Annotated in this window: 23 protein-coding genes; 10 read left to right on the top strand and 13 right to left on the bottom strand. The window is 64.5% G+C overall.

What is annotated here, in order from left to right:
• Positions 1-122: 122 nt before the first annotated feature.
• From SB771_RS32920 to SB771_RS32910, 3 genes are all read right to left on the bottom strand, one after another.
• A complete protein-coding gene (locus tag SB771_RS32920; RefSeq protein WP_175661052.1) occupies positions 123-1,097 on the bottom strand; it encodes a hypothetical protein in 975 nt (324 codons plus the stop codon).
• Between the two features lie 143 nt (positions 1,098-1,240).
• A complete protein-coding gene (locus tag SB771_RS32915; RefSeq protein ID WP_175661053.1) occupies positions 1,241-2,134 on the bottom strand; it encodes a DUF2971 domain-containing protein in 894 nt (297 codons plus the stop codon).
• A 64-nt stretch (positions 2,135-2,198) separates the two neighbouring features.
• Positions 2,199-3,410, bottom strand: coding sequence for a hypothetical protein (locus SB771_RS32910; RefSeq protein ID WP_175661054.1), 1,212 nt, complete (start codon positions 3,408-3,410; stop codon positions 2,199-2,201).
• Positions 3,411-4,383: 973 nt separating this feature from the next.
• On the opposite strand from SB771_RS32910, the gene SB771_RS32905 reads away from it, so the two are divergent.
• The gene (locus SB771_RS32905) at positions 4,384-5,862 is read left to right on the top strand and encodes a sensor domain-containing diguanylate cyclase (protein WP_175661055.1); all 1,479 of its coding nucleotides are present in this window, start codon (positions 4,384-4,386) and stop codon (positions 5,860-5,862) included.
• Between the two features lie 331 nt (positions 5,863-6,193).
• Here the strand turns inward: SB771_RS32905 and SB771_RS32900 are convergent, their stop codons facing one another.
• The 4 genes from SB771_RS32900 to SB771_RS32885 form a co-directional block, all read right to left on the bottom strand.
• A complete protein-coding gene (locus tag SB771_RS32900; RefSeq protein WP_011656363.1) occupies positions 6,194-6,523 on the bottom strand; it encodes a hypothetical protein in 330 nt (109 codons plus the stop codon).
• 343 nt (positions 6,524-6,866) lie between these two features.
• Positions 6,867-7,355: a hypothetical protein gene (locus SB771_RS32895; protein WP_175661056.1), complete on the bottom strand. Its 489-nt coding sequence runs from the start codon at positions 7,353-7,355 to the stop codon at positions 6,867-6,869.
• A 348-nt stretch (positions 7,356-7,703) separates the two neighbouring features.
• Positions 7,704-8,252, bottom strand: a complete 549-nt coding sequence (locus SB771_RS32890) for a GNAT family N-acetyltransferase (protein WP_175661057.1) — start codon at positions 8,250-8,252, stop codon at positions 7,704-7,706.
• Positions 8,249-8,908 carry a helix-turn-helix domain-containing protein gene (locus SB771_RS32885; protein WP_175661058.1) on the bottom strand — a complete coding sequence of 220 codons (660 nt, stop codon included), beginning with the start codon at positions 8,906-8,908 and terminating at the stop codon, positions 8,249-8,251. The genes SB771_RS32890 and SB771_RS32885 overlap by 4 nt, the downstream gene beginning before the upstream one ends.
• Before the next feature lie 127 nt (positions 8,909-9,035).
• Here SB771_RS32885 and SB771_RS32880 point away from each other — a divergent pair, with 127 nt between their 5' ends.
• Complete coding sequence (locus SB771_RS32880) at positions 9,036-9,272, top strand: ParD-like family protein (RefSeq protein WP_006751861.1); 237 nt, start codon at positions 9,036-9,038, stop codon at positions 9,270-9,272.
• On the top strand, positions 9,272-10,078 hold the full coding sequence (gene map, locus SB771_RS32875) for a type I methionyl aminopeptidase (RefSeq protein ID WP_105833184.1): 807 nt from the start codon (positions 9,272-9,274) through the stop codon (positions 10,076-10,078). Before SB771_RS32880 ends, map begins: the two co-directional genes overlap by 1 nt.
• A 140-nt stretch (positions 10,079-10,218) precedes the next feature.
• Here map and SB771_RS32870 read toward each other — a convergent pair whose 3' ends face one another.
• Together SB771_RS32870 and SB771_RS32865 are read right to left on the bottom strand one after the other, a co-directional pair.
• Positions 10,219-10,722, bottom strand: coding sequence for a GAF domain-containing protein (locus SB771_RS32870; protein ID WP_175661059.1), 504 nt, complete (start codon positions 10,720-10,722; stop codon positions 10,219-10,221).
• A 146-nt stretch (positions 10,723-10,868) separates the two neighbouring features.
• On the bottom strand, positions 10,869-11,786 hold the full coding sequence (locus tag SB771_RS32865; RefSeq protein ID WP_126227411.1) for a LysR family transcriptional regulator: 918 nt from the start codon (positions 11,784-11,786) through the stop codon (positions 10,869-10,871).
• A 110-nt stretch (positions 11,787-11,896) separates the two neighbouring features.
• Between SB771_RS32865 and SB771_RS32860 the strand changes: the two genes are divergently transcribed.
• Entirely contained in the window at positions 11,897-12,763 is an 867-nt protein-coding gene (locus tag SB771_RS32860; protein WP_175661060.1) for a pirin family protein, read from the top strand.
• A 126-nt stretch (positions 12,764-12,889) separates the two neighbouring features.
• Positions 12,890-13,381 carry a GNAT family N-acetyltransferase gene (locus tag SB771_RS32855; protein ID WP_011656371.1) on the top strand — a complete coding sequence of 164 codons (492 nt, stop codon included), beginning with the start codon at positions 12,890-12,892 and terminating at the stop codon, positions 13,379-13,381.
• A gap of 19 nt (positions 13,382-13,400) precedes the next feature.
• Here the strand turns inward: SB771_RS32855 and SB771_RS32850 are convergent, their stop codons facing one another.
• From SB771_RS32850 to SB771_RS32840, 3 genes are read right to left on the bottom strand one after another with little or no spacing between them, the layout of a single operon-like run.
• Positions 13,401-14,273, bottom strand: coding sequence for a cytochrome c oxidase assembly protein (locus SB771_RS32850; protein ID WP_175661061.1), 873 nt, complete (start codon positions 14,271-14,273; stop codon positions 13,401-13,403).
• 10 nt (positions 14,274-14,283) lie between these two features.
• Positions 14,284-14,724, bottom strand: coding sequence for a copper chaperone PCu(A)C (locus SB771_RS32845; protein WP_175661062.1), 441 nt, complete (start codon positions 14,722-14,724; stop codon positions 14,284-14,286).
• Positions 14,721-15,374 carry an SCO family protein gene (locus tag SB771_RS32840; protein WP_105833179.1) on the bottom strand — a complete coding sequence of 218 codons (654 nt, stop codon included), beginning with the start codon at positions 15,372-15,374 and terminating at the stop codon, positions 14,721-14,723. The genes SB771_RS32845 and SB771_RS32840 overlap by 4 nt, the downstream gene beginning before the upstream one ends.
• 283 nt (positions 15,375-15,657) lie before the next feature.
• On the opposite strand from SB771_RS32840, the gene otsB reads away from it, so the two are divergent.
• Entirely contained in the window at positions 15,658-16,410 is a 753-nt protein-coding gene (gene otsB / locus SB771_RS32835) for a trehalose-phosphatase (RefSeq protein ID WP_011656375.1), read from the top strand.
• Positions 16,407-17,786, top strand: coding sequence for an alpha,alpha-trehalose-phosphate synthase (UDP-forming) (gene otsA / locus SB771_RS32830; RefSeq protein ID WP_175661063.1), 1,380 nt, complete (start codon positions 16,407-16,409; stop codon positions 17,784-17,786). Before otsB ends, otsA begins: the two co-directional genes overlap by 4 nt.
• Positions 17,787-17,879: 93 nt before the next feature.
• Here the strand turns inward: otsA and SB771_RS32825 are convergent, their stop codons facing one another.
• Positions 17,880-19,709 carry an ABC transporter ATP-binding protein gene (locus SB771_RS32825; RefSeq protein ID WP_041491128.1) on the bottom strand — a complete coding sequence of 610 codons (1,830 nt, stop codon included), beginning with the start codon at positions 19,707-19,709 and terminating at the stop codon, positions 17,880-17,882.
• A gap of 560 nt (positions 19,710-20,269) precedes the next feature.
• Between SB771_RS32825 and SB771_RS32820 the strand changes: the two genes are divergently transcribed.
• From SB771_RS32820 to SB771_RS32810, 3 genes are all read left to right on the top strand, one after another.
• Positions 20,270-21,334 (top strand): glycosyltransferase family 4 protein, encoded by a 1,065-nt coding sequence (locus tag SB771_RS32820; RefSeq protein ID WP_011656377.1) that lies wholly within the window; start codon positions 20,270-20,272, stop codon positions 21,332-21,334.
• A gap of 236 nt (positions 21,335-21,570) precedes the next feature.
• Positions 21,571-22,371 (top strand): hypothetical protein, encoded by an 801-nt coding sequence (locus SB771_RS32815; protein WP_175656032.1) that lies wholly within the window; start codon positions 21,571-21,573, stop codon positions 22,369-22,371.
• 37 nt (positions 22,372-22,408) lie between these two features.
• Positions 22,409-22,879, top strand: a complete 471-nt coding sequence (locus SB771_RS32810; protein ID WP_175661064.1) for a DUF2214 family protein — start codon at positions 22,409-22,411, stop codon at positions 22,877-22,879.
• The last annotated feature ends 201 nt before the right edge of the window (positions 22,880-23,080 follow it).

Genomic DNA, 23,080 nt, shown 5'->3' with positions numbered 1-23,080 from the left:
TCGTAAACGTCATCTACGGCCTCTTTTCGGGCGCTGATTTCAAAACAGATAGCGGCTGCTCGGCACATTGCGAGGGTTTCACCGGACTTGAATGTCGAGAAGGCCGATGAAAATGCATAGCATTAGGCGGAATCGATGTTGAATTCGCGTGGTAGTTTCTTCATGAAATCGGAAATTTTCTGAAGGCAAGGCTTCTGCGCGTCAGTTAAATTCTTTTGATATTTTGAGTTGAGAGAATGCATGTCTACGATTCTATACGTCCGTTCGAACTGCGGGATTGTGTTCGAATCGATCAATAGCTCTTTTCCTTCCTTCTTAGCATCGACCCGTTGCCTTTCAATCTCATCTTTGGCTCTTTTCTCAAGCCCATCAAGGACGGTTTTTCGTTCAGAATCGTACTGATTTGCGAGCGAGTCGAGATCCGGTATTGCACAAGTTAGCTGATCTGCGTGTTCATTGATAGCGACGCGAAGGCGTTGGAAATATTCAAAGGGGACGGATTTGTCTTTCGATGCATTGACCCAAGCATCAGAGATGATGCGGAACGGATTCGGCCAAACGTCCTTTGTAGCCTTAATGAACGACGCATCTTCGCCGGCACGGTAAACCGTGCTATAGAATTTATCGACAGCACGGATCTGGGTGAACAGGAGGACTGTCTCGAGGTGCGTAATCGCGAGCTTCAACCGCGCTTTGTCCAACTCCCCATACTGTGTTTTCATCTGCGAGCTGGCCTCCGCCGCTTGGCGAAGGGCACCTTCTTCGCGGATTTTCGCACTGGCTGCATTTTTCGAAGCTAAATAAAGCGCGGTCTTCTGGTCCTCGAGTTCGGCCTGCATCTGCTCGGTCTTCCTCGCGAGTTCATTCTGCCGTTGAAGGAGCGCCTTGTTTCTCTTCTCTGCAGCCTCATTGTCGAGCTGAAGCTTCGCGTTATCCTCTTGAAGTTTTTGGTTCTGAAATACCGGCAGCACAGTATAAAAATAGCCGAATACCGCAAAGGCAAGTGTTCCAACAGTCGCCAACCCAGATGCACGTGTGATCCACGTGTCGATTGTCTTGCTTCGAGGTGGCGCATTCAATGCCGAACCAGTCGGCATCACTGGACTTTGTCCCTGACCCAACTTCGCAGCTACCTGGTGCTTTCTATTTCTTCGAAATGGCTTTGGCATATTATTCAGCGTACGTCTATGCGTCGTGGTGTGAGTTTTGAGCGGGCGTTGGAGTTAGAGCCCTCGTAACTCTACTCGTGAATTGGCACCAACTTCCTAGTCATGCGCTGCACTTTCACATATGGCTCAACATGTTGAAAAGTCAGCTTGACTAGCTCAACGTTCGGGTGAAGCTGATGCAGCAACATCATTACAGGTTCCCACTGGGGGAAATCCGTACGCACGAAGTAGACACGTTTCAGCAGTTGGTTCATGATCGGCAAGGGGCCGGCAAGGGGAGTCACAAACCGGATTTCGTGTTCGTGCGACCAGTCACTGTGCTTAATCGATACTGCGCGGCATTTATTCAACATCTGAAGGCGGAATCTGAAAAAATCAGATCGCGTTTCTTCAAGAATTCGGCTCATCGACCATTCAGGATGCAGCGCAGCTTCCTCACGGATCAGAGAGTCAAAGATATCGGCGTGGTTGTGCACGCGTGTCTCGGATGAATAAAGCACACCGACTGGGGCAATCTGGTATCGGCCCAACACGGTGTCAGGCCATTCCAACTCGAAGCAGAAGCCCTTTGAGTTGTCGCAGTAGTAGGCCCACATGGGTTGGTTGTCTGGTCTGCTCGCCGTCGAGTAGATGCCGACTCGCTGAGTCGCTTCCAAGAACTTTACATTGTCGCGCGAGTTCTTTGCTTCAAACGACTCAAGCTCGCCCTCTGGCACCGCGAATCCGCCAGCACAACCATGCTGTTCGGCTACACCTCTGATCGAGCGATCCATGCGCTCAATGTAGTCAGACGCACTTGAGAGATCGAACTTCGCTTCAAGACAGTCATTGAGTTCGGACGGCTTTGCAAAATAGATTGAGCCGTCAGATAGGCAGCGCAGCGCGGCAGGTCCCGAGCGGTATTTGAACCCAATTCTTTTGGGCGACGCGGTTTGCTTATCGTCTTCAGACTGATTCGATTTCACTTCCTTTCCCCTCCTTGTGCGTCGCTCACCGAGCGTAGGTCTTGGCGTAGGTTCACGCGTGCGCTCATTCCTGCATTCGCAGTAGAACTTGGATGCACAATGTTCCCGCAACACGCGTTCGCTCGGCTCGCTTCACTAAGTAATAGTCCAAAGCCATCAGCGGCGTGACCTTCTCGCTGCCTCTGGAGATCATTTCGGCGGCTTGGACAACACGCAGCAACTCGGCGAGATCCAGCAGATGGATAAACCCTCCCGTCGCCTCCATGAAGTCAGCAATAAACGCCAGACCGTAGTTCTCTTGATTTTCTATCAAGTCAAACTCAGGAATGAGAACGATGGCGTGTGCCGGCTGTGACCGCTCAACGTCTATAGCGGATCCATCCCGAGTGGTAACCGGTGCGCCATCTTTGAGCCGCCGAATGCTACCGCGCAACTGGCGAACTGCTTTTTCGACGTGCTGCGATACATCCTTTGCTAGCTTCGTTCGATCAGGCAACTTGTCGCGGTTGAAGACAGTGAGAGCCTTCGACTCTATCAACAGTGCACCGGCCTCGTGGCTGAGGAGAATATCGGTGAGTTCGCGTGTTCCGTTCCCCTTTGGGATCTGGGGACTGTGGTGTACCCCACGCGGGTGGAGGCTGTCGGTTAACCAGACCGCAAGTTGTTCCTGCTGTCCGCCCTCGTCTCGGCTGAACAAATCGACCGGGCTGTTACTGCCGTGGCTCGTAATGAAGTGATTGAAAACGGCATGCCACTCGTCGATACGGACAATTTCTGCAGACAGCAACTCGTCGGGGGGCGTAGTGCCGTTGACCGCCCGTTGCAGCAGGTCGCCTGCCTCTTTAGCAATGGCCGTGTAATCTCCTTTCCCCAGTGCCGCGTTGCTGATCCAGCCGTTCACCTCCGAAGGGAAGCTAGCCTTTACGGTGGACCATGCAACATTCAGGGCAAGCTCGTTAAACAGGAATATGGGGGATGGCTCGCCTGATGCCAGCCCCCGCAGCGCCGTGACTTCTGCCTCGTTCTCCACGACTGACCATAGCGTCGCAGGCTTAGATGGATCGTCGTACGCCGTTAATGCATACAGGAGGCGACCGTTTACGCGCGCCAGATGAAGCCGTAGCCGCGCACCCAACACCATGAACTTCAGCAAGAGCGTGCTACCCTTCACCAGAAGCGTTGGCTCAAAGCCATCCTTTCCCTTGGCGTAGTCGAGTCGTATGAGTTGCGGCGTAGCCAGGAACTCAGATTGATAGTGTGAGGCGAGTAGGTGCATGTGGCCTTCTTCGTGCTGTCATCGCTCCTCAACGCCTTTCCTCCAATGCGCCGCACCGCATGGGATCAGTCCTGCGAGCGCATTCGTTCCCAACACTAACCTTGCACACGGAGTCGGGTCATCCCATGACCCGTACATCATCCGATGACGGCTTTGCGGCTGGATAGCTCAGGGTCGGTAACGGCTTCCCGTTCAAGGAGAGGCGTAGGTCTCAGCGTAGGTTTGTAATCGGTGCCTTGTCAGATAAGGTGCAGGTACTGCTGTATCATCGGGCGCAGCAAGTTGCTTTGCAACACAGTCGCAGCATCGGAGCCCGAAGCACAAAGCCCGCTACGAGCGGGCTTTTTCGCTGTTACAAAAATGTGCTACTGCGAGGGGCGGAAGCCTGGACAAGCCTCGTGCTTCTCGTTCCATCCCTGAATTATAGGGTGTACGTTCATCAAGTAAGGCTATCGACGCAGCAGTTATCGCCAGCTCAGATGCGGACATGGTTCCGGCAGTGGAGTTTGTCCAGTCTCAGGGGCTTAAGGTCATTCAGGCGGGCTTCCCGCCCTCTGGTTCCGACCTTGCTCAGTCGTGCTGGAGATCGTTCGACGTGATGGCGCACCTGGATAAGATTAAGCGCTAACTTCCTAAAGTGGTCAACGCGGGCGGTCAATTTCTGTAAGTATTTGAAAATAATGAGGATCTGACGGCCTGCAAAGCCGTTTAGGACTCCGGCTCGCGCCTCCAAGTAGCAAAGAAAAAAGCCCTGAGAAATCAGGGCTTTTTCTTTTTCCGGCGCCGTTTTCATCCTTGGGAAAGCCGCCTGGGGTAGTGGGGCAGGGTTTGTCATCAGTCGGACACAAAGTTGCTTTTTGCTGTTCGGATTCTAGTCGGGTACGCGCCGAGTGTTCAAATGTACCCGTCCGATTTAGTATGCGGAAACCACGCGCCGAACGACGGGCGCGGCTCATTTTGCGCTGAGGACACCATGCATCGTCGTACGGCGGCCCCCTACGTCATCGTGGCGGTTGGCATCGTGATCGCGTGCGCACTGATGGGCCTGTGCGTGCTGCAGCTATTTCAGAGCCGGAACGACGCACTGGAGCGCGCAAGCGAAACCTCGCGCAATCTCGGCCTGATCGCCGAGCGCGACATCGAGCGCAACTTCGAACTCTACGACCTGTCGTTGCAGGCGGTGATTCAGGGTCTGCAACGGCCTGATGTGATGTCGGCAGCGCCCGCGTTGCGGCGCGGCGTGCTGTTCGATCATGCGATGAGTGCCCCCTTCATTGGTTCGCAACTGGTACTCGACGCGAACGGCGATATCGTTCTCGATTCGGCCAACGACGTGCCCCGCAAGGGCAATTTCGCCGATCGCAAATACTTCACCGTGCATCGCGATCATCCCGACGTGGGACTCTATGTGAGCGATCCGTTCGTGTCGCGCTTGCGCGCTGGCATGCTCTGCATTGTGCTGTCTCGGCGCATCTCGAACCCAGACGGATCGTTCGGCGGCGTCGCGCTGATTGCGATCAATCTCGAATACTTCCACAACCTGTTTGCGGGCCTGTCGCTGGGGCAGCACGGTTCGATGTCGCTGATTGGCAAGGACGGGATCATGGTGATGCGTCAACCGTATAACGTCAGCATCGTCGGTCGCGATATCAGCAAGGCGACGACCTTTCGACGATTTCAGCGTGCGTCGGAGGGCGTATTCTCGGAAACGGCTTCAATCGACGGTGTGCGTCGCCTCTACTATTTCAAACACCTGCCGAAGTTGCCGCTGATCATCATGGTTGCAGAAGGCGAGCAGGACGTTTATGCCGCGTGGCGGCACCGCGCAGTGACGATCGGCGCACTGGTGGCGACGTTCGGCGTCGCGTTCATCGCGCTGTCTTTCCTGCTGAGCGGGCAACTGCGCCGCCGGATGCGGGCCGAGTCCGAGCTGGTGCTGCTGGCGCGTACCGACGGGCTCACCGGCCTGAACAATCGACGTAGTTTCGGGGAGGTGCTGGATCGGGAATGGCGTCGCGCGAGGCGCACGCATTCCGTCTTCTCGCTGCTGTTCGTCGACGTCGATCGCTTCAAGGCTTACAACGACACCTACGGGCATCAGGCCGGGGACGACGCGCTGGCGGCGGTCGCCCGCTGCATCGGCGAAAACATCCGCCGGCCGGTCGATACCGCGGCGCGCTACGGCGGGGAGGAATTCGTCGTGCTGCTTCCCGATACGCCGCCGGCCGGCGCCGCGCAGATCGCCGAGCGGATTCGTGCGGCAATCGACGAACTGGCGCTCGAACATGCCGGCAGCGAGTATGGGCGCGTCACGGCCAGTATTGGCCTCGCCAGCTGGACGCCGGAACAGGACAATGAGCCCGACGCGGTAATCAAGGCGGCCGACGAGGCGCTGTACTATGCGAAAACGATCGGCCGGAACAGGGTTGCCGCGTTGCAGCCGTTGGAGTGACGAGGATGCCTGTTTGCCGCTCCACAAACGCGAAAGCCCGCTGAAGGCGGGCTTTTTTGCGTGCTGCGAATTTGCTACGGCAAGGGGCGGGAGTCTTGCAGGATAAGGCTCGCGCTTACCACGCCTACAAACTGACCATCTGTGGATCCAGTTGGCAATCGACGCGCATTGACCAGTGTCCGATGGACACATCATGCCGAATTTCTCTACTTCCGGACCGGACTACTTCTTGCCTCAGGGGCGGGGACAATGGCCGCGCAAGGTTTCGTAGCCGCGCGCCATCCGATAAGGCACGCAGGTGCTGCTTCATCCTCGGCGTGACGTCTGCAGGTTATCGTCGGGGCCCTTTCATGGCTTCCGACTCCATGGCCGCGTTCCACTCCTCATTCGCCTCGATGGGATCCATCGCATCGTCGATCGATGCCTCTGCACGTTCGGCGGCGGCTCGAGCTTCGTCTGCCGGGGAGGCGACATCGTCGTCCCCGTCCTCGTCCCCGTCACCCGGGGGATGCAGCATGTCCTCGAGCATCGCGCTCAACTCCGGCGTGTCCCAGGGCAGCCCGCGCCGAGTTCGATCGGTTATGTAGTGCTTTACTTCCGCGTCCTGCTCCACCGTAAGCGGCAGGCCTCGGAAAGTGCTTTGAGGGCCAGCGTCAATCATCACATTCTCCTGCTGCGATTGAATTTTCAGTGTACTCGCCAATTGCGGACGCGCGAACCGTGATCGCGAGGCTTTCGCGTAGGATCGAACGTGTCGTCTCGGCCCGCAACAGGCGGGCATGAACCGCCGTCTGGAACAGCGGGAGCCCTTCCATTGGAGCGACAAGCTTTGCATCCGGAGCCCGGCAGGCGAGCTGTACCGTGCGAAGCATCAAGGTCGCGATCGGGTTGTTTGCCGCATGGTCGATCGTCGCGTAGGGGCTGTGCGGCTCGCGCCTCCCAACCAGAAAGAAAAAACCCCGCTTCCGCGAGGCTTTTCCTTTTCCAGCACGTCATTCACGCATCTATTCCGCCGGATACGTCAACGTCACCAGCTCGCACTTCGACGTACTTTTGCCGTCGTAGTCGTAAATCACCAGCAGATGCTGGCCCTTGCTGTTCAAGATCGGCAGCGTGATCGCCCGGCGATTCGGGTTGTTGCCACCGGCCGGCTCGTCTGCACTCTGCTTGCGGATTTCGGACTCGAGATCCGACGGCGTGTTGATGCCGTTCTCCGGACCGCGGCTGCGCACCCGGCTGTAGAAGTGAAAACCGTTGTCGGTCCAGCCGCGCGGCAGCATGTTGCGCCACTGGTTGTTGGTGACTTCCTTCCACAGCAGATCGGTGTTGCCGCTCAACACGAACGGCGTCGGACACGCGCCGGCCGCGAACGCTTGTCCGCAGAAAAGCGGAAGGGCGGCAAGCGAGCACGCCACGCAGCGGAGCGCGCGTCGCGCGAGGCCGGCGTCGTGTCGCGAATCGGGATGGTACGGCAGGGCATGGGGCGTTTTCATACGGCATCCTCCGAGTGATGGATCGGTATGCGACCGCGCTGCGGCCGCTGGGGAATACCGTATCGCTGCCGTTCTCGCACAAGAATGCGGCGAACGTCACACCCGTCGTCACGGGGCGAAGGTGCGGGGTCAGGGCCCGGGGCCCGGGACGCGGAGGGAAAGCCTGGAGGCGCGGGGACAACGCCGGCTTGATCGCGTTATCGCTGCGAGGGCGGTGGTCGTCGTGGCGGGGGCGTGTGCATCGCCCGCGTCAGTGGGAGCCGCCGAACCAAGGGTGGTGTCGTCGTGGCGCGGGCCGTCCGCATCGCCCGCGTCAGCGGGAGATCGCCGAACGCTCAGTGATGCCGATCAGCCATCCACCGGCTGCGCGGGGGTGTCGAGCGTCAACTGATAGAACGCCGCATCGAGCCAGCGGCCGAACTTGAAGCCCGCTTCGGTGATCGTGCCCGAGTGCACGAAGCCGAGGCGCGTATGCAGCGCGACGCTGCCGCCGTTGGTGGCGTCGATGCAACCGACCAGCACGTGCACGTCGGCTTCGCGTGCACGCCGGATCAATTCGCGCAGCAGCAGCTCCCCGAGCCCGCGGCCGCGATGGTCGCGGTGCACGTAGACGCTGTGTTCGACCGTGTACTTGAACGCCGGAAATGCGCGGAACGTGCCCCAGCTCGCGAAGCCGACCAGCGTGCCCGATTCGTCGACCGCGCCGACGACCGGAAAACCGTTGGCGCGCTTCGTCGCGAACCACGTGACCATCGCTTCGGGCGGGCGCGGCCGGTAGTCGTACAGCGCGGTTGAGTTCACGATCGCGTCGTTCAGAATCTCGAGGATGGCCGCGGCATGCTCGGCCTCGCTGCAATCGATCAGGCGCACGTCGTCACGCTGTTTCGGGGAATTCATACGGGCTCCTGCGCCTGGCGGCTTTGAACGGATGACACACTCCGCGCGCCGGCGGCGGCGGGAACATCGCAGATCGCGACGACATAGCGCGCGGCCTGCGACGACGGGTTGCTGAAAATCAGCGGCTGATCGAGACGCATGGCCAGACAGTCGCCGGTGTGAAGTTCGTGAAGCTGGTCGCCCAGCGTGACGTCGACGCGCCCATCGACGACCCACACCTGTTGATGCAGTGCGCTTTCGCGCCCGCCGGAGTCGTACGCGACGCGCGCGCCGGGCGGGAAATCGACCTCGACGAGCTGGAGCGGCGACGGCCATCCGGGCGGCGACAGATTGCGCCGCACGTAACCGGACGCCGGATCGCGCCATTCCGCCTGTTGCGCGCGCCGCACGAGCGGCTGCGCGGGCGCGTCGGCGCGATCGCCGCCGAACAGCCCGGCCAGCGACACACCGAGACCCGCCGCGAGCTTGTCGAGCACGACGGCCGTCGGGCTCGCCGACGCGCGCTCGATGAGCGAGATCATCGAGCGGCTGACGCCCGAACGCGCGGCGAGCGCATCGAGCGTGTAGCCTCGTAGCGTGCGCAAGTCGCGCACGCGCCGGGCGATGCGTTCGTTGATGCCGGTGTCGTCGACGGGCGGGCGGGTGGATTCCTGCATGATGGATTTATTGTCCAGCAAGCTGGAATTCGATGTCAACGGGGTGTGGACGGAATCGGAACGCTTGCCCGTCGACCGGCCCGAGCGTAATATACGAAACGACTACACTTCGTTTAATTAGGGTTATATGGGAATCATCAAGATATCCGAGCACATGCATGAACGGCTGCGCTCGACCAGTACCGCGCTGAGCCGTTCGATCAATGCGCAGGCGGAACACTGGCTGCGTGTCGGGATGCTGTCGGAACTCAATCCGTCGCTGTCCTACGGCGATATCTGCCGCATGCTGATCGAGATCGAAGCGCGCGGCGGCGATGCGGGGCCGACCGAGTCGGTGGCGCGCGACATCGAGCAGGTGGCGTAATGGCGAAGCGAGAAATCCCGATCCGCGGCGCCGCGGAAATCGACAAGTCGCGCGAGGCCGCGAAGCTCGCGTCCCGCGTGCTGACGATGATCACCGAGCACGTGAAGCCGGGCGTCACCACGGACGAACTGGACGCCCGCTGCCGCGAATACATCATCGACGAACTCGGCGCGATCCCGGCGAACATCGGCTATCACGGTTATCCGAAAACCCTGTGCACGTCGGTCAACCATGTGGTCTGTCACGGTATTCCGTCGTCGCGGCCGATGCGCGACGGCGACATCGTGAATCTCGACATCGCGGTGATCAAGGACGGCTGGTTCGGCGACACGAGCCGCATGTACTTCGTCGGCGAGCCGGGTGAACTGGCGCGGCGCCTCGTCGCGACGACCTACGAGGCGATGCATGCGGGCATCCGCGCGGTGCGTCCGGGCGCGACGCTCGGCGACGTCGGCTATGCGATCCAGCAGGTCGCGCATCGCGAAGGGTTCAGCGTGGTTCGCGAGTACTGCGGGCACGGGATCGGCGACGTGTACCACGACGAGCCGCAGGTGCTGCACTATGGCCGCCCGGGCACCGGCGTGCCGCTGCGGCCGGGGATGATCTTCACGATCGAGCCGATGCTGAATGCGGGCAAGCGCGACACGCGCGTGCTGGCGGACGGCTGGACGGTCGTCACGCAGGACCATTCGCTGTCCGCGCAATGGGAGCACATGGTCGTGGTGACGGAGCAGGGCTTCGAGATCCTGTCGGACGACGTGAAGCCGCAGGCGTTCGCGGCGCTCTCCGGCACGCACGCGGCCTGACGCGCGGCAGCCCGCACTTAAAGGCGCAATCGAAACGGGCCCCGTCGTGGGGCCCGTGTCATTCATTGGCAGTCGCGCGGGACGGTCAGCAGGCCGCCGTCTCCCTGCCGCGACCGGCAGCGTCACGCTGCGAACGTCGCTTAACCGCGCGCCTTCTCCCACGCGTGTTCGACGAACACGCGGCACAGCGCTTCCATCCCGTTGCGGTCCTCGTCGTCGAAACGTGCGGCAACGGGGCTGTCTACGTCCCATACGCCGATCAGCGTGCCGTCGGCGGCCACCAGCGGCACGACGATTTCCGATTCCGACGCGGCATCGCAGGCGATATGGCCCGGGAATTCATGCACGTCGCGCACGACCTGCGTCTCGCGGGTCTGCGCGGCCGTGCCGCATACACCCTTGCCGAGCGCGATCCGCACGCACGCGGGCTTGCCCTGGAACGGGCCGACCACGAGTTCCGAGCCGTCGAAGAAATAGAAGCCGGCCCAGTTCAGGCGGTCGAGCGAGTGATAGACGAGCGCGGAGAAGTTCGCGGCGTTCGCGGTCAGGTCGCGTTCCGATTCGACGAGCGCGCGTGCCTGCTCGACGAGCGTCGCATAGAGTTCGGCCTTGGAGGCGTGGGGATCGTTGGACAGCGTGAACATGGCTGAAATGCGATAAGGGTGGAGAACGGCAGGGTTGTGAAAAGCGCGATGCGCGTCCCGCAGTCTACGGCACGCGCGGCCCGTCTGCAGCGTCCGGTTCGCTGAGCGCGATGCCGAACGTGCCGCGCAGGAGCAGGCGAGCCCGCTCAATCGGGTGCGAGTTCGGCGAACCGTTCGGTCAGGAAGTCGAGCAATGCGCGCACCGCGGGCAGCAGCCCGCGCCGCGACGCGAACACCGCGTGCACGATCTCGCGCCGCGGCGCCCAGTTCGGCAGCACGGTCACCAGTTCGCCGCGCGCGACTTCGTCGCGCACCATCATCGTCGGCAGTTGCACGACGCCGACACCCGCGACGGCCGCCGCGCGCAGCGCGAGCATGCCGCCCGTCACGAGGCGCGGCTGGTGGTGGATTTCCGCCTGCGCGCCGTCGGGGCCGCGCAGCCGCCAGACGTGCGCGGCCTGCGGCACGCCGTGATCGAGGCTCGGCAGGCGGGTCAGGTCGGCGGGGACGGCCGGCGTGCCGAGCTCGCGCAGCAATGCGGGGCTCGCGACGAGGCACTGGCCGCGCTCGGCCAGCACACGCAGCGCGAGATCGCTGTCCTCGAGCGGCGGCGGGCGCACGCGGATCGCGACGTCGATCCCTTCGCCGACCACGTCGACGCGCCGGTTGGTCGCCTCCAGGTGAATCTCGACGCGCGGGCACGCGGCCATGAACGCGGCGATCATCGTGCCGACCAGCGAATCCAGCAGCACGACCGGGCAGCTGACGCGCACGATGCCGCGCGGCTCCTCGTGCAACAGCGCGATCGCTTCGTCGGCGGCATCCGCTTCGACGAGCATCGCGCGACAGTGCGCGTAGTAGGTCTGGCCGACGTCGGTGACGGTGAAACGGCGCGTCGAGCGCTGGATCAGCCGCATCCCGAGCCGCGCCTCGAGCAGCGCGATGCGGCGGCTCAGCTTCGATTTCGGCAGGTTGAGCGCGCGCCCGGCCGGTGCGAAACCGCCGTGCTCGACCACCTGCACGAAGTAATAGAGATCGTTCAGATCTCGTTGTTGATCGTTCATCAAATAGAACGCTGAGTGCGATTTTCGCAGTCTACCGGATCGATCGTTCCATCTCTATATTCATACCCAGGATGCGAAGCACGTGTTTCGCCGCAATTCGGAGAAGGCAAATGAAGAAGATCCAGGGTGTTTACAGCGCGCCGCGTGGCCATTGGGTCGGCGACGGTTTCCCGGTGCGTTCGATGTTCAGCTATCAGTCTCACGGGGCGCACCTCAGCCCGTTCCTGCTGCTCGACTATGCGGGCCCCGCGAACTTCGAGCCGGCTTCGGCCCCGCGCGGGGTGGGTCAGCATCCGCATCGCGGGTTCGAAACCGTGACGATCGTCTATGACGGCGAAGTCGCTCACCGCGACTCGACCGGCGCGGGCGGCGTGATCGGCCCGGGCGACGTGCAGTGGATGACGGCCGCGAGCGGGATCCTCCACGAGGAATTCCACTCGGAGGCGTTCACGAAGCGCGGCGGTCCGCTCGAGATGGTGCAGCTGTGGGTGAACCTGCCCGCCGCCGACAAGATGGGCGCGCCCGGCTACCAGACGCTGCTGAACGCGGACATCCCGGTGGTCGAGCTGCCGGACGGTGCGGGGCGTGCGCGGATCATCGCGGGCGAATTCGACGGACGGCGCGGGCCGGCCCGCACGCACACGCCGATCGACGTGTGGGACGTGCGGCTCGCAGCCGGCGGCCGCGCGCGGTTCCCGATCGCCGACGGGCGGACGCTCGCGGTGGTGGTGCTCGACGGTACGCTGCTGGTGAACGGCGAGACGGTCGCCCGCGAAGCGCAGTTCGTGCAACTGAGCCGCGACGGCCGCGACGTCGACATCGAAGCGAACGGCGACGCCAAGCTGTTGATTTTGAGCGGCGAGCCGATCGATGAGCCGGTCGTCGGTTACGGGCCGTTCGTGATGAACTCGCAAGAGGAAATCCGGACCGCGATCGACGATTTCAACAACGGCCGCTTCGGCCAGATGCCGGCATGACGGACAGGCCCCGCGCAATTGCGGGGCCTTTTTCGTGCGCGGCAGGGCGCGTGCGTGCTGCGTGTGCTTCGAGGCATAATCGACGGTTGCCGCGCGCCGGCCGGCGCGCCCCGAATCAGGACGACCATGACCGCTTCCGCACCTGCCGCCTCCGCGCGCGCCGACGATCTCGACTGGCGCTGGAAATCCTTCGACGCGCTGACCGCGCGTGAACTCTATGCGATCCTCGACGCGCGCAGCGCCGTGTTCGTCGTCGAGCAGAACTGCGTGTATCGCGACATCGACGATGCGGACCAGGCGGCGTGGCATCTGGCCGCGTACGATCCGGCGGGCCGCCTCGCCGGCTACCTGCGCGTGCTGTTGCCGGATGCGCAGAATACCGACGTGCGCATCGGCCGCGTGCTGACGACCGCGCCGTTTCGCGGCGCGGGCCTCGGTAACGCGCTGATCTCGCGCGCGCTCGAGCACATCCGCGCGCAGTGGCCGGATACGCAGGTGAGCCTGCATGCACAGGCCCACCTGCAGCGTTTCTACGGGGCATTCGGCTTCACGCCGAACTCGGACGTGCACGACGAGGACGGCATCCCGCACGTGTGGATGACCAGCGCGCGCGGCTGACGCGCGGCGCGCCGCGCCGTCAGTGGGCGGGGCGTGTCACCGACGGGCGCTCCGCGCGGCGGGCGGCAGCGCGCTCGTCGAGCAGACGGCCGCGCGCGGACAGCCGCAGCCAGTGCCGCAGCGCGATCAGCGCGCCGATCACGCTCATCATCGAACCCGGAATCCACAGCAGCAAGCCGCCGATCTGCTGGTCACGCAACGGGCTGAGCCACGTGAACGCGCGTCCGCAGATCGAGTAGATCGGGTACAGCTCGTGCGGCGTGAAGAAGATCAGCGCGCCGAGCGCGATCTGCGGCGGGATCGCCGCGACGACGATCAGGATCCGGCGGCCCGGCGACAGCCGCGCGGGCGGGGCGGGACGCGGATCGACGACGAGCCACCAGAACAGCAGCCCGTCGATCACCATGCTCCAGTTCATCACGCGATACAGGCGCCAGTCGAGCATCGCGACGAAGTGGATCGGCGACAGCAGCCAGAAATAGATCAGCCCGACGAACAGCACGACCGCGACGACCGGATGGAACACCACGTCGAGCGTCGCGCGCACGGGCGCCCACGCGAGCGCGGGGCGCACGAAGCGCTGCCGCCAGCGAAACGGAATGCCCGCGCGGATCGCCGCGCCCGGGTACGCCAGTGCGATGAAGAACGGCCCGAGGTGATGCAGCACGAGGTGCTGCGCGCGATGCAGGAAGAATTCGTGCTCGAAGAAGTAGTCGAGCCGCGTATGCAGCGCGATGTAGAGCGCCGTCAGCCCGAACCAGAACGAGAACTGCCGCAGCGGCGACACCTTCGCCTTCTTCACGCCGCGCGCGAACAGGACGGCGGCCGTCAGCACCGCGATGACCACGGTCGGCGACGGTTCCCACGGATCGAGCCAGTACAGGACGTTCATCGCGCGCGCATCACTTCGCCTGGGCCGGCGACTTCACGGCGAACGGCGTGTCGACCGTTTCGCCGTCGGAGAACTTCAGGCGCAGACGCACGGTGTCGCCGGGCTTGATCGCGTGCTTCGGTTCCTCGAGCATGAAGTGATAGCCGCCCGGCGCGATGTCGACCTTGCCGCGCGCGGGGATCGTCAGCTTGTCGACCATTTCCATCTTCTGCGTCGAGCCGTTCGACACGGTCTGGTGCAGCATCGCCATCCCGTAGTCGGGGCTGTCGACGTCGACGAGATCGACCGGCTTGTCGCCCGTATTGACGAGCGTCACGTAGCCGCCCGCGGGCAACTGGTTCGGCAGCCAGCGCACCCACGCGTTCTGCGCGGTGATCGCGCCGGCGGCGTAGGCGTGCGCGCCGGTGCACAGTGCGGCGAGGAGGGCGAACGTCTTGAGGGTCGTCTTCATGTCGGAGTTCGGGAGGGGGAGGCAGTGTCGATGATCCGGCGCACATCGGCGGCGATGGCGTCGGGCGAGTCGCGGTCGGTCGCGAGCAAGCGCGCGCGACCGTTCGCGTCGAAGATGTAGACGGCCGAGCTGTGCGTGACTTCGTAGCCGCCGGACGGATCGCGTTTTTCCATCTGGTACGCGACGCGATAGCGTTTCGCGAGCGATTCGATCTGGCCGTCGGTGCCGGTCAGCCCACGGGCGTGCGCGGCATCGAACGCGGCGACGTACGACTGCATCGCCTGCGGCGTGTCGCGCGCGGGATCGACCGAGACGAACAGGATGCGCACGTCGTTCGCCTGCGGGCCGAGCTTCGCGAGCACTTCCATCAGCCGCGCCATCGTTTCGGGGCAGACATCCGGACAGTGCGTATAGCCGAAGTAGACGAGCGCGATGCGGCCGCGAAATGCGTTCGCGTCGATTGGATGCCCGTCGCCGCCGGTCAGCGTGAACGACAGGTCGGGCAGGTGGCCCGTGACGTTGGTCAGGTGCCAGTTCGGCTCGTCGTGCGTGCAGGCGGCGAGCGCGACGGCGGCGGTCAGCGCCGCGGCCGTGCGGACGAAGCGGGTGATGAGGTGGCGCCGGTGCGGCGCGGGACGGGCAGACGACATCCTGGGGCTCGATCGGACGGAACGGTCGTCGGCCGGCGCGGCGCCATGCGTCGCGCGGCCGGCGGTTGCCGACTGTAGCGCAATTCCCGCGCCCGCGTCCTTTCGAAACCCGTACGGCACGGGCGAGCGGGGCAATATGTCGCAGTTGGCGCGGACGGTGGCGCGAGGTCCGCCATGCGCCGGTTTCGCCCATCTCGGTACGCAGGCGCGGTAAGATGCGCACAATTCCATTCTCGCAGCGGCGGCCGCGCGTTTGCAGGCCGCTCCTCAGACCATCGAATCGATGCAATCCGTTCCGGCTTCCCTGTCCCTGACCGATACCGCGTTCTTTTTCGACTTCGACGGTACGCTCGTCGAACTGGCGCCGACGCCCGACAGCATTCACGTGCCGCCGTCGCTGCTGACGCTGCTCGATGAACTGCGGCGCCGCTCGCATGGCGCGCTCGCCGTCGTGTCGGGCCGCGGCATCGACAACCTCGACGCGTTCCTGAACATGCCGGACCTGCCGATCGCCGGCCTGCACGGCGCCGAGCGTCGCGACGCGAACGGCGACACGCAGCGCATCGGCTTCAACGACGACCGGCTGCTGCGCATCGAGCGCGAGCTCGCGTCCGTCGTCGACCGTCATCCGGGCATGCTGCTCGAAATCAAGGGCGCGGCCGTCGCGCTGCACTACCGCAATGCGCCCGAGCGCGAGCCGGCCGCGCGCGAAGCGGCCGAGCGCCTCGTCGCCGAATATGCGGACGCGTATGTGCTGCAGCCGGGCAAGATGGTGTTCGAGATCAAGCCGAAGGGTGTCGACAAGGGGCGCGCGCTGGCCGCGTTCCTCGACGAGCCGCCGTTCGCGGGCCGCGTGCCGCTGTTCGCGGGCGACGACCTGACCGACGAGAAGGGCTTCGCGGTGGTCAACGCGCGGGGCGGTCTGTCGATCAAGGTCGGCGCGGGCGAGACGTCGGCCCGCATGCGGCTCGACTCGGTCGACGCGCTGCACGCACAGATCGCCCGCTGGCTTGGCGCGGAGCAGCGGGGCGCATGAGTCGACTCATCATCGTTTCAAACCGCGTCGCGCCGATTTCGGAAGGCGAACCGGCGGCGGGTGGCCTCGCGATCGGCGTCTACGACGCGCTGAAGGAGACGGGCGGCATGTGGTTCGGCTGGAGCGGCGAGGTGGTCGCATCCGGTGCGCCGCAGATCCGCATCGAGGAGCGCGGCCCCGTGACGTTCGCCACCGTCGGGCTGTCGCGCCGCGATTACGACCAGTACTACCGCGGTTTCTCGAACGCGACGCTGTGGCCCGCGTTCCATTACCGCGCCGACCTGATCCAGTACGACCGCCACGAGTTCGACGGCTACCGCCGCGTGAACGTGTGGCTCGCGCAGCAGCTCGTGCCGCTGCTGCAGGACGACGACGTGATCTGGGTGCACGACTATCACCTGATCCCGTTCGCGCGTGCGCTGCGTGAGGCCGGCGTGAAGAACCGCATCGGCTTTTTCCTGCACATTCCGTTTCCGGCCGCGCAGGTGCTCGTCAACGTGCCGCCGCATCGCGAGCTTGTCGAGTCGCTGTGCGCGTTCGACTTGCTCGGCTTCCAGACCGAGCCCGACCTGCGCGCGTTCTGCGACTACATCGAGTTCGAGGCGGGCGGCGAAGTGGCGCGCGAAGAGCACACGGTGCGCGTGAGCGCGTTCGGCAACACGCTGCGCGCGGCCGCCTATCCGATCGGCGTGTATCCGGACGAGATCGCGTCGCTCGCGCAGGCGGCCGAGAACGGCAAGGCCGTGCGCACGCTGGCGACGTCGCTGCGCGGGCGCCAGTTGATCATGAGCGTCGACCGGCTCGATTATTCGAAGGGGCTCGTCGAGCGGTTCCGCGCGTTCGAGAAACTGCTGGAGCACCAGACGTCGATTCGCAACCGCGTGTCGTTCCTGCAGATCGCGCCGTCGACGCGCGCCGACCTGCGCGCGTACCAGGACATCCGCCTGCAGCTCGAAGCGGAGTCGGGGCGCATCAACGGCCGCTACGCGGAACTCGACTGGGCGCCGATCCTCTACATTCACCGCCAGTACGACCGGCAAGTGCTGGCCGCGCTGTACCGGCTGGCGCGCGTGGGTTTCGTCACGCCGTTGCGCGACGGCATGAACCTCGTCGCGAAGGAGTATGTGTCCGCGCAGAATCCGGACGATCCGGGCGTGCTGGTGCTGTCGCGCTTCGCGGGGGCCGCGCGCGAGCTGACGGGCGCGCTGATCGTCAATCCGATCGACATCGACGGGATGGCCGATGCGCTGTCGCAGGCACTGACGATGCCGCTCGCCGAGCGGCGCGCGCGGTATGCGGACATGATCGCGCAACTGCGCGAGAACAACGTGTCGGTGTGGCGCGACAACTTCCTGCGCGACCTGCAGCGCGTGTAGCCGGCGCGCCGCGCGGCGGATGCCGCGCGATGCCATGAAAAAAGCCGCCGTGCTTCGCACAGGCGGCTTTTTTATCGGTTGCGTGCCGCGGCGTCAGGCCACGCGTTCGCCGGTCGGCGCGGTGCCGTCGGGCGCGTGATGGCGGCCGTGCTGCTTCGCGAGCAGGTCGCGGTACAGACCGGGGCGGTTGCGCAGCACGTCGGGGCTGCCGTCGTCGATCACCTTGCCGTTGCTCATCACGATGATCCGGTCGAAGTTGCGCAGCGTCGACAGCCGGTGCGCGATCGCGATCACCGTGCGGCCGACCATCAGGCGGTCGAGCGCGCTCTGGATCGCTTCCTCGGACGAGCTGTCGAGTGCGGACGTCGCTTCGTCGAGCAGCAGGATCGGCGCATCCTTCAGGATCGCGCGCGCGATCGCGATGCGCTGGCGCTGGCCGCCCGACAGCTTGACGCCGCGGTCGCCGACGATCGTGTCATAGCCTTCCGGCATCGCTTCGATGAACTCCGCGCAGCGCGCGTCGCGCGCGGCGGCGAGCACTTGCTCGCGGGTCGCGTCGGGGCGGCCATAGGCGATGTTGTCGTAGATCGTCCGGTGCAGCAGCGAGATGTCCTGCGGCACGAGCGCGATCGCGTGGCGCAGGCTGTCCTGCGTGATCACCTTCACGTCCTGGCCGTCGACCTTCACGACGCCGTCCTGCGTGTCGTAGAAGCGCTGCAGCAGTGCGAGCACGGTCGACTTGCCGGCGCCCGACTTGCCAATGAGGCCGACGCGCTGGCCCGGCTCGATATGGAGGTCGAAGTGGTCGAGGATCGCGCGGCGGTGCGGATACGCGAACGTCACGCGCTCGAAGTCGACGCGCCCGCCGGTGGCCGCCAGCGGCTTCGCGTCGGAGTGGTCGGGCATCCCGTGCGGTTCGAGCAGCGTCTTCACGGCTTCGGACAGGCGCGCGACGTGCTGCGTGACGTCAACGAGCGCGACCGCGAGGTCGCGCGTGCCGTGCAGGATCGTGAAGCCGAGCGAGCTGACGAGCACGATGTCGCCTGACGTCGCGCGGCCCTGGTCCCACAGCCACAGCGCCCAGCCGAGCAGGCCGGCCGACAGCATCGCGGTGATCACCGCATGCAGCAGCCGCAGCTTCTCGAGATAGAACAGGCTCTGCTGGCGCGCGTCCATCTCCGCCTTGATCGTTGCGCTGAAGCGCTTCTGTTCGCGCACCGTCATCCCGAACGCACGCACGAGCCCCATGTTGCCGATCACGTCGACGAGCTCGCCGTCGACCGCCGCGGCCTTCGCCGCGAATGCGTGGTGGCGCGCCGAGCCGCGCCCGGCCAGCTTGAACAGGATGATCGACAGCACGGCCGAGCAGCCGAGCAGGCCGGCGGCCATCAGCGGATTGACGACGATGATCATCAGGATCGCGCCCATCACCGCGATGCACGGCGGCAGCACGTTCCACGCCATCGTGTTCTCCGACGTATAGACCGCGTTCGACGTGGCCGTGATGCGGCTCGCGAGCGTGCCCGGCTGCTTTTCCGAGTAGTAAGTCGGCGAATGGCCGATCAGATACTGGAACAGGTCACGCCGCAGGTCGCCGGTGACCGCGACGAACGTGTGCGCGGCGGCCCAGCCGCCGACCCGCCACAGCAGGTTGTCGGCCGCGATCAGTCCGACGAGCAGCGCGAACGCGCTCCACAGCGGGCCCGGATGATGACGCCCGGTCGCCAGCACGTCGATCAGGTGCTTGATCGCGTATTGCGAGCCGAGCGCGCAGCCGACGGCAGCCAGCACGCTGCAGAGCACGACGAGGTGAGCAACGGGATGCAGGCGGATGTAGCGGAACAGGAACGCAATCGGCCGGTGCGCGTAGCTCGAGAGCTTCGCGTTGTGGGCGTTGCGCTGGGCGGGGGTAAGAGATTCCAAAATATGCGTGCGGTGATTCGGTGATTGAGCGTGGCGGCTGGATCGCATGCCGGCGTGCGCTCGGACTGAATAATCCGGCATTGTAAACAAGGCCTGCGTCGCGCTGCGCGAATCTTGCCTGGGCCAGAGGCTCGCGAGCGATTTTGAGATAAAATCTGGCATCCCGTCCTGTTTCATGTGCCGGAATCGCTGCCGGCACGCACGGGTGACAAGGATCGCCAAAAGGGCCTTCCACTCTAGAACGGACACCCGAGTCCGCGGGTTGCAAAGTGTTGCGCCTTTGTAACAAAGTAAAGTGTTTGAAATGTCGGGGGCCGTCTCGGGATTAACCCTAGATAATCGGCTCCGGGGTCGATCCCAGGTTTTTTTACGAACCCCTGTCAACGGGTCTTCGTTTCGAACGTTCTATGCCTGTCGCGTCGCCGACGCTCCTTGAGCAGCGCGGGTTCGACGCCCCGGCAGGCTGATTCGTCCGACCGTCGGACGAAATGCATCCAGCCCGACCGCTGGCAGGTTGCCGACCCATACCTGGTTTTTAGCCGATTTTTTAGGAGTTACGCATGCGAATCGCCCAAATCGCTCCGTTGCATGAGGCAGTCCCCCCGAAGCTTTACGGTGGTACCGAGCGAGTGGTGTCCTATCTGACCGAAGCACTTGTCGAGATGGGGCATGACGTCACGCTCTTCGCGAGCGGCGATTCGCAGACCTCCGCGAAGCTCGAAGCGTGCTGGCCGCAGGCACTGCGCCTCGACCCGACGATCCGCGACGTGATGGCCCCGCACATGCTGCTCCTCGAGCAGGTGCGCCGCCGCGCGGAAGAGTTCGACGTCCTGCACTGCCACATCGACTACTACCCGTTCTCGCTGTTCTCGCGCCAGCCGGTCCCGCATCTCACGACGATGCACGGCCGTCTCGACCTGCCGGAACTGCAGCCGATCTTCAACGCGTTCAGCGACGTGCCGGTCGTGTCGATCTCCGACAACCAGCGCATCCCGCTGCCGCAGGCGAACTGGCTGTCGACCGTGTATCACGGCCTGCCGGAAAACCTGCTGACGCCGATCCCGAACGTGAAGCCGAGCTATCTCGCGTTCCTCGGCCGCATCTCGCCGGAAAAGCGCGTCGACACCGCGATCCGCATCGCCGAGCAGGCCGGCCTGCCGATCAAGATCGCCGCGAAGCTCGACAAGGCTGACCGCGCGTACTACGAAGAGAAGATCAAGCCGCTGTTCGCGCTGCCGCACGTCGAGTATATCGGTGAAATCAGCGAGTCGGAAAAGACCGAATTCCTGGGTAACGCGCACGCGCTGCTGTTCCCGATCGACTGGCCGGAGCCGTTCGGCCTGGTGATGATCGAGGCGATGGCCTGCGGCACGCCGGTGATCGCGTTCAAGCGCGGCTCGGTGCCGGAAGTGATCGACAACGGCGTGTCGGGCTTCGTCGTCGAAGACGAACTCTCGGCCGTCGCGGCGCTCAACCGCCTCGATACGCTGCCGCGCGAGAAGGTGCGGGCCGCGTTCGAAGCGCGCTTCTCGTCGAAGGTGATGGCGCAGAACTACGTGAAGGGCTACGAGGAACTGCTGCGCCAGAAGCACCGCACGGTGCTGCGCGAAGTCAACGCCAACTGATGCCGGGCCGCCGGCCGCACCGCGGTTGACGCCCTCAGCGACGCCCCGTCCGGGACCCCGGCGGGGCGTTGTCACATCTGCGGCGCGGATCTGTTGTATTCTCGCCGCGCCCGACGCCGCGAACGGCCCCGGAAGGGGGCCGGCACGCCATCCGGCAATCTGTCCAGACGGTAATGTCCCTATAATGGCCGTGCCGTGAAATCCGGCCCCGCACGAACATCGAGAGGAGAGCAGTCTTGGCGAGAACGAAAACGACGCGCGCAGCGCCGGCCCCCGGCGCCGGCGTGATCTTCGCATTGCGCGCGATCGGGCTCGTGCTGTTCGCGCGCTGGCTGTTCTCGATGTCCCAGATGGGCTATCGCGCGTCGCTGTCGGCGATGGTGTCGTCGCCCTGGGCGTTCGTCTATCTCGTGCTGATCTTCCTGTTGCTGGCCCTGCCGGGCGCCGCCGCGCGCGCCGAGCGGCCGTTCCATCCGCTGCCGCAGTGGCTGCGCCAGGCGCTGCGGGTGTTCGCGCTGATCGGTTTCCTGTTTGCCGTCTGGTCGATCGGCGCGTTCGCGTGGGCGGCCGGCTGGCGTTCTGCGCTGCACGCGGTGACGGCGACCAACGGCTGGCTGATCGCCGCGCCGGCGCTGTATGCGGCGATCGTGTGGATGTGCCGGCCGCGGCCGCTGTGGCGGACCAACGTGGCCGCGCGCCGTTTCGCGGTCGGCCGCTACGCGATCTCGCTCGATACGCTTACCCGTACCGCGATCGTCTGGATGGAGAGCCGCAAGGTCGGCCAGTACGATGCGCGCGAGCTCTCCGTGCGCTGGCCCGGCCAGGTTGCGCCGGCAGCGGGTGAGCAGGGGGCGCAGCTGGCCGCCGTGCCGCCGCGTCGCGGCAGCCTGTTCCGGCGGCCGAAGGTCGAGCTGCTGTGGGATTCGCCGGCAGCCGTCGGCCATAACCGGCAGATCGTGATGCGCGCGCCGCTCGTGACCGAGGGCGACCGCGTCGCGGTGCTCGCGCTCGACGCGGCGCTCAAGCAGATCGTCTGACCACGCCTGCGCGGCGCGCGGGCGACAAGGAGGCGCAATGATCGTCCGCTGGTTGCTGGCAGCCGTTCACCTGATGGCGTTCGGCGTCGCGTTCGCCGCGATCTCGGGGCGCAACCGCGCGCTGCGCCGGGTCATCGCGTCCGCGCAGGCCGCCGACCTCTCCGGCGTGTTCAAGGCCGATGCGGCGTGGGGATTGTCCGCGCTGGTGCTGATCGCGACAGGGCTCACGCGCGCGTTCGGCGGCCTCGAGAAAGGCGCCGCGTATTACCTTCACGAGCCGCTCTTTCACCTCAAGATGACCGCGCTCGTGCTGATCCTGCTGCTCGAGGTCGTGCCGATGCTCGGGCTGATCCGCTGGCGCATCGCCGCGCGGCGGCAGCAGATGCCGGATCTCGGCCGCGCACGGACCTATGTGCGGATCGGTCACTGGCAGGCCGTGCTCGTGATGGTGATCGTGTTGGCCGCGTCGGGGATGGCGCGGGGGATCTGGGCAGCCGGGCAGCTTTGACGGGCTGATAGCGCCGGGTGCCGTTGCCGGGCTGGGTCATTCTGGACCGACCGAGCGACGGGCCGACGGGCCGACCGACCGACGGGCCGAGCGACCGACCGGCGGGCCGACCGATCGACCGACAGACCGACAGACCGACAGACCGACAGACCGACAGACCGACAGACCGACAGACCGACAGACCGACAGACCGACAGACCG

The sequence above is a fragment of the Burkholderia sp. SIMBA_051 genome (genome assembly GCF_046534915.1).
Lineage (GTDB): Bacteria > Pseudomonadota > Gammaproteobacteria > Burkholderiales > Burkholderiaceae > Burkholderia > Burkholderia ambifaria.
Note: the sequence above shows the minus strand (reverse complement) of the source record. Positions and strands in the feature narration are given on the sequence as shown.

What these genes read in the sequence shown, in the direction of transcription:
- otsA (WP_175661063.1), top strand. Translation starts at nt 16,407, where the DNA reads ATGAGTCGACTCATCATCGTTTCAAACCGCGTCGCGCCGATTTCGGAA.
- SB771_RS32840 (WP_105833179.1), bottom strand. Translation starts at nt 15,374, where the DNA reads ATGTCGTCTGCCCGTCCCGCGCCGCACCGGCGCCACCTCATCACCCGC.
- SB771_RS32845 (WP_175661062.1), bottom strand. Translation starts at nt 14,724, where the DNA reads ATGAAGACGACCCTCAAGACGTTCGCCCTCCTCGCCGCACTGTGCACC.
- SB771_RS32870 (WP_175661059.1), bottom strand. Translation starts at nt 10,722, where the DNA reads ATGTTCACGCTGTCCAACGATCCCCACGCCTCCAAGGCCGAACTCTAT.
- SB771_RS32900 (WP_011656363.1), bottom strand. Translation starts at nt 6,523, where the DNA reads ATGATTGACGCTGGCCCTCAAAGCACTTTCCGAGGCCTGCCGCTTACG.
- SB771_RS32880 (WP_006751861.1), top strand. Translation starts at nt 9,036, where the DNA reads ATGGGAATCATCAAGATATCCGAGCACATGCATGAACGGCTGCGCTCG.
- otsB (WP_011656375.1), top strand. Translation starts at nt 15,658, where the DNA reads ATGCAATCCGTTCCGGCTTCCCTGTCCCTGACCGATACCGCGTTCTTT.
- SB771_RS32890 (WP_175661057.1), bottom strand. Translation starts at nt 8,252, where the DNA reads ATGAATTCCCCGAAACAGCGTGACGACGTGCGCCTGATCGATTGCAGC.
- SB771_RS32850 (WP_175661061.1), bottom strand. Translation starts at nt 14,273, where the DNA reads ATGAACGTCCTGTACTGGCTCGATCCGTGGGAACCGTCGCCGACCGTG.
- SB771_RS32910 (WP_175661054.1), bottom strand. Translation starts at nt 3,410, where the DNA reads ATGCACCTACTCGCCTCACACTATCAATCTGAGTTCCTGGCTACGCCG.
- SB771_RS32810 (WP_175661064.1), top strand. Translation starts at nt 22,409, where the DNA reads ATGATCGTCCGCTGGTTGCTGGCAGCCGTTCACCTGATGGCGTTCGGC.
- SB771_RS32865 (WP_126227411.1), bottom strand. Translation starts at nt 11,786, where the DNA reads ATGAACGATCAACAACGAGATCTGAACGATCTCTATTACTTCGTGCAG.
- SB771_RS32855 (WP_011656371.1), top strand. Translation starts at nt 12,890, where the DNA reads ATGACCGCTTCCGCACCTGCCGCCTCCGCGCGCGCCGACGATCTCGAC.
- SB771_RS32920 (WP_175661052.1), bottom strand. Translation starts at nt 1,097, where the DNA reads ATGCCGACTGGTTCGGCATTGAATGCGCCACCTCGAAGCAAGACAATC.
- SB771_RS32905 (WP_175661055.1), top strand. Translation starts at nt 4,384, where the DNA reads ATGCATCGTCGTACGGCGGCCCCCTACGTCATCGTGGCGGTTGGCATC.
- SB771_RS32820 (WP_011656377.1), top strand. Translation starts at nt 20,270, where the DNA reads ATGCGAATCGCCCAAATCGCTCCGTTGCATGAGGCAGTCCCCCCGAAG.
- map (WP_105833184.1), top strand. Translation starts at nt 9,272, where the DNA reads ATGGCGAAGCGAGAAATCCCGATCCGCGGCGCCGCGGAAATCGACAAG.
- SB771_RS32860 (WP_175661060.1), top strand. Translation starts at nt 11,897, where the DNA reads ATGAAGAAGATCCAGGGTGTTTACAGCGCGCCGCGTGGCCATTGGGTC.
- SB771_RS32885 (WP_175661058.1), bottom strand. Translation starts at nt 8,908, where the DNA reads ATGCAGGAATCCACCCGCCCGCCCGTCGACGACACCGGCATCAACGAA.
- SB771_RS32895 (WP_175661056.1), bottom strand. Translation starts at nt 7,355, where the DNA reads ATGAAAACGCCCCATGCCCTGCCGTACCATCCCGATTCGCGACACGAC.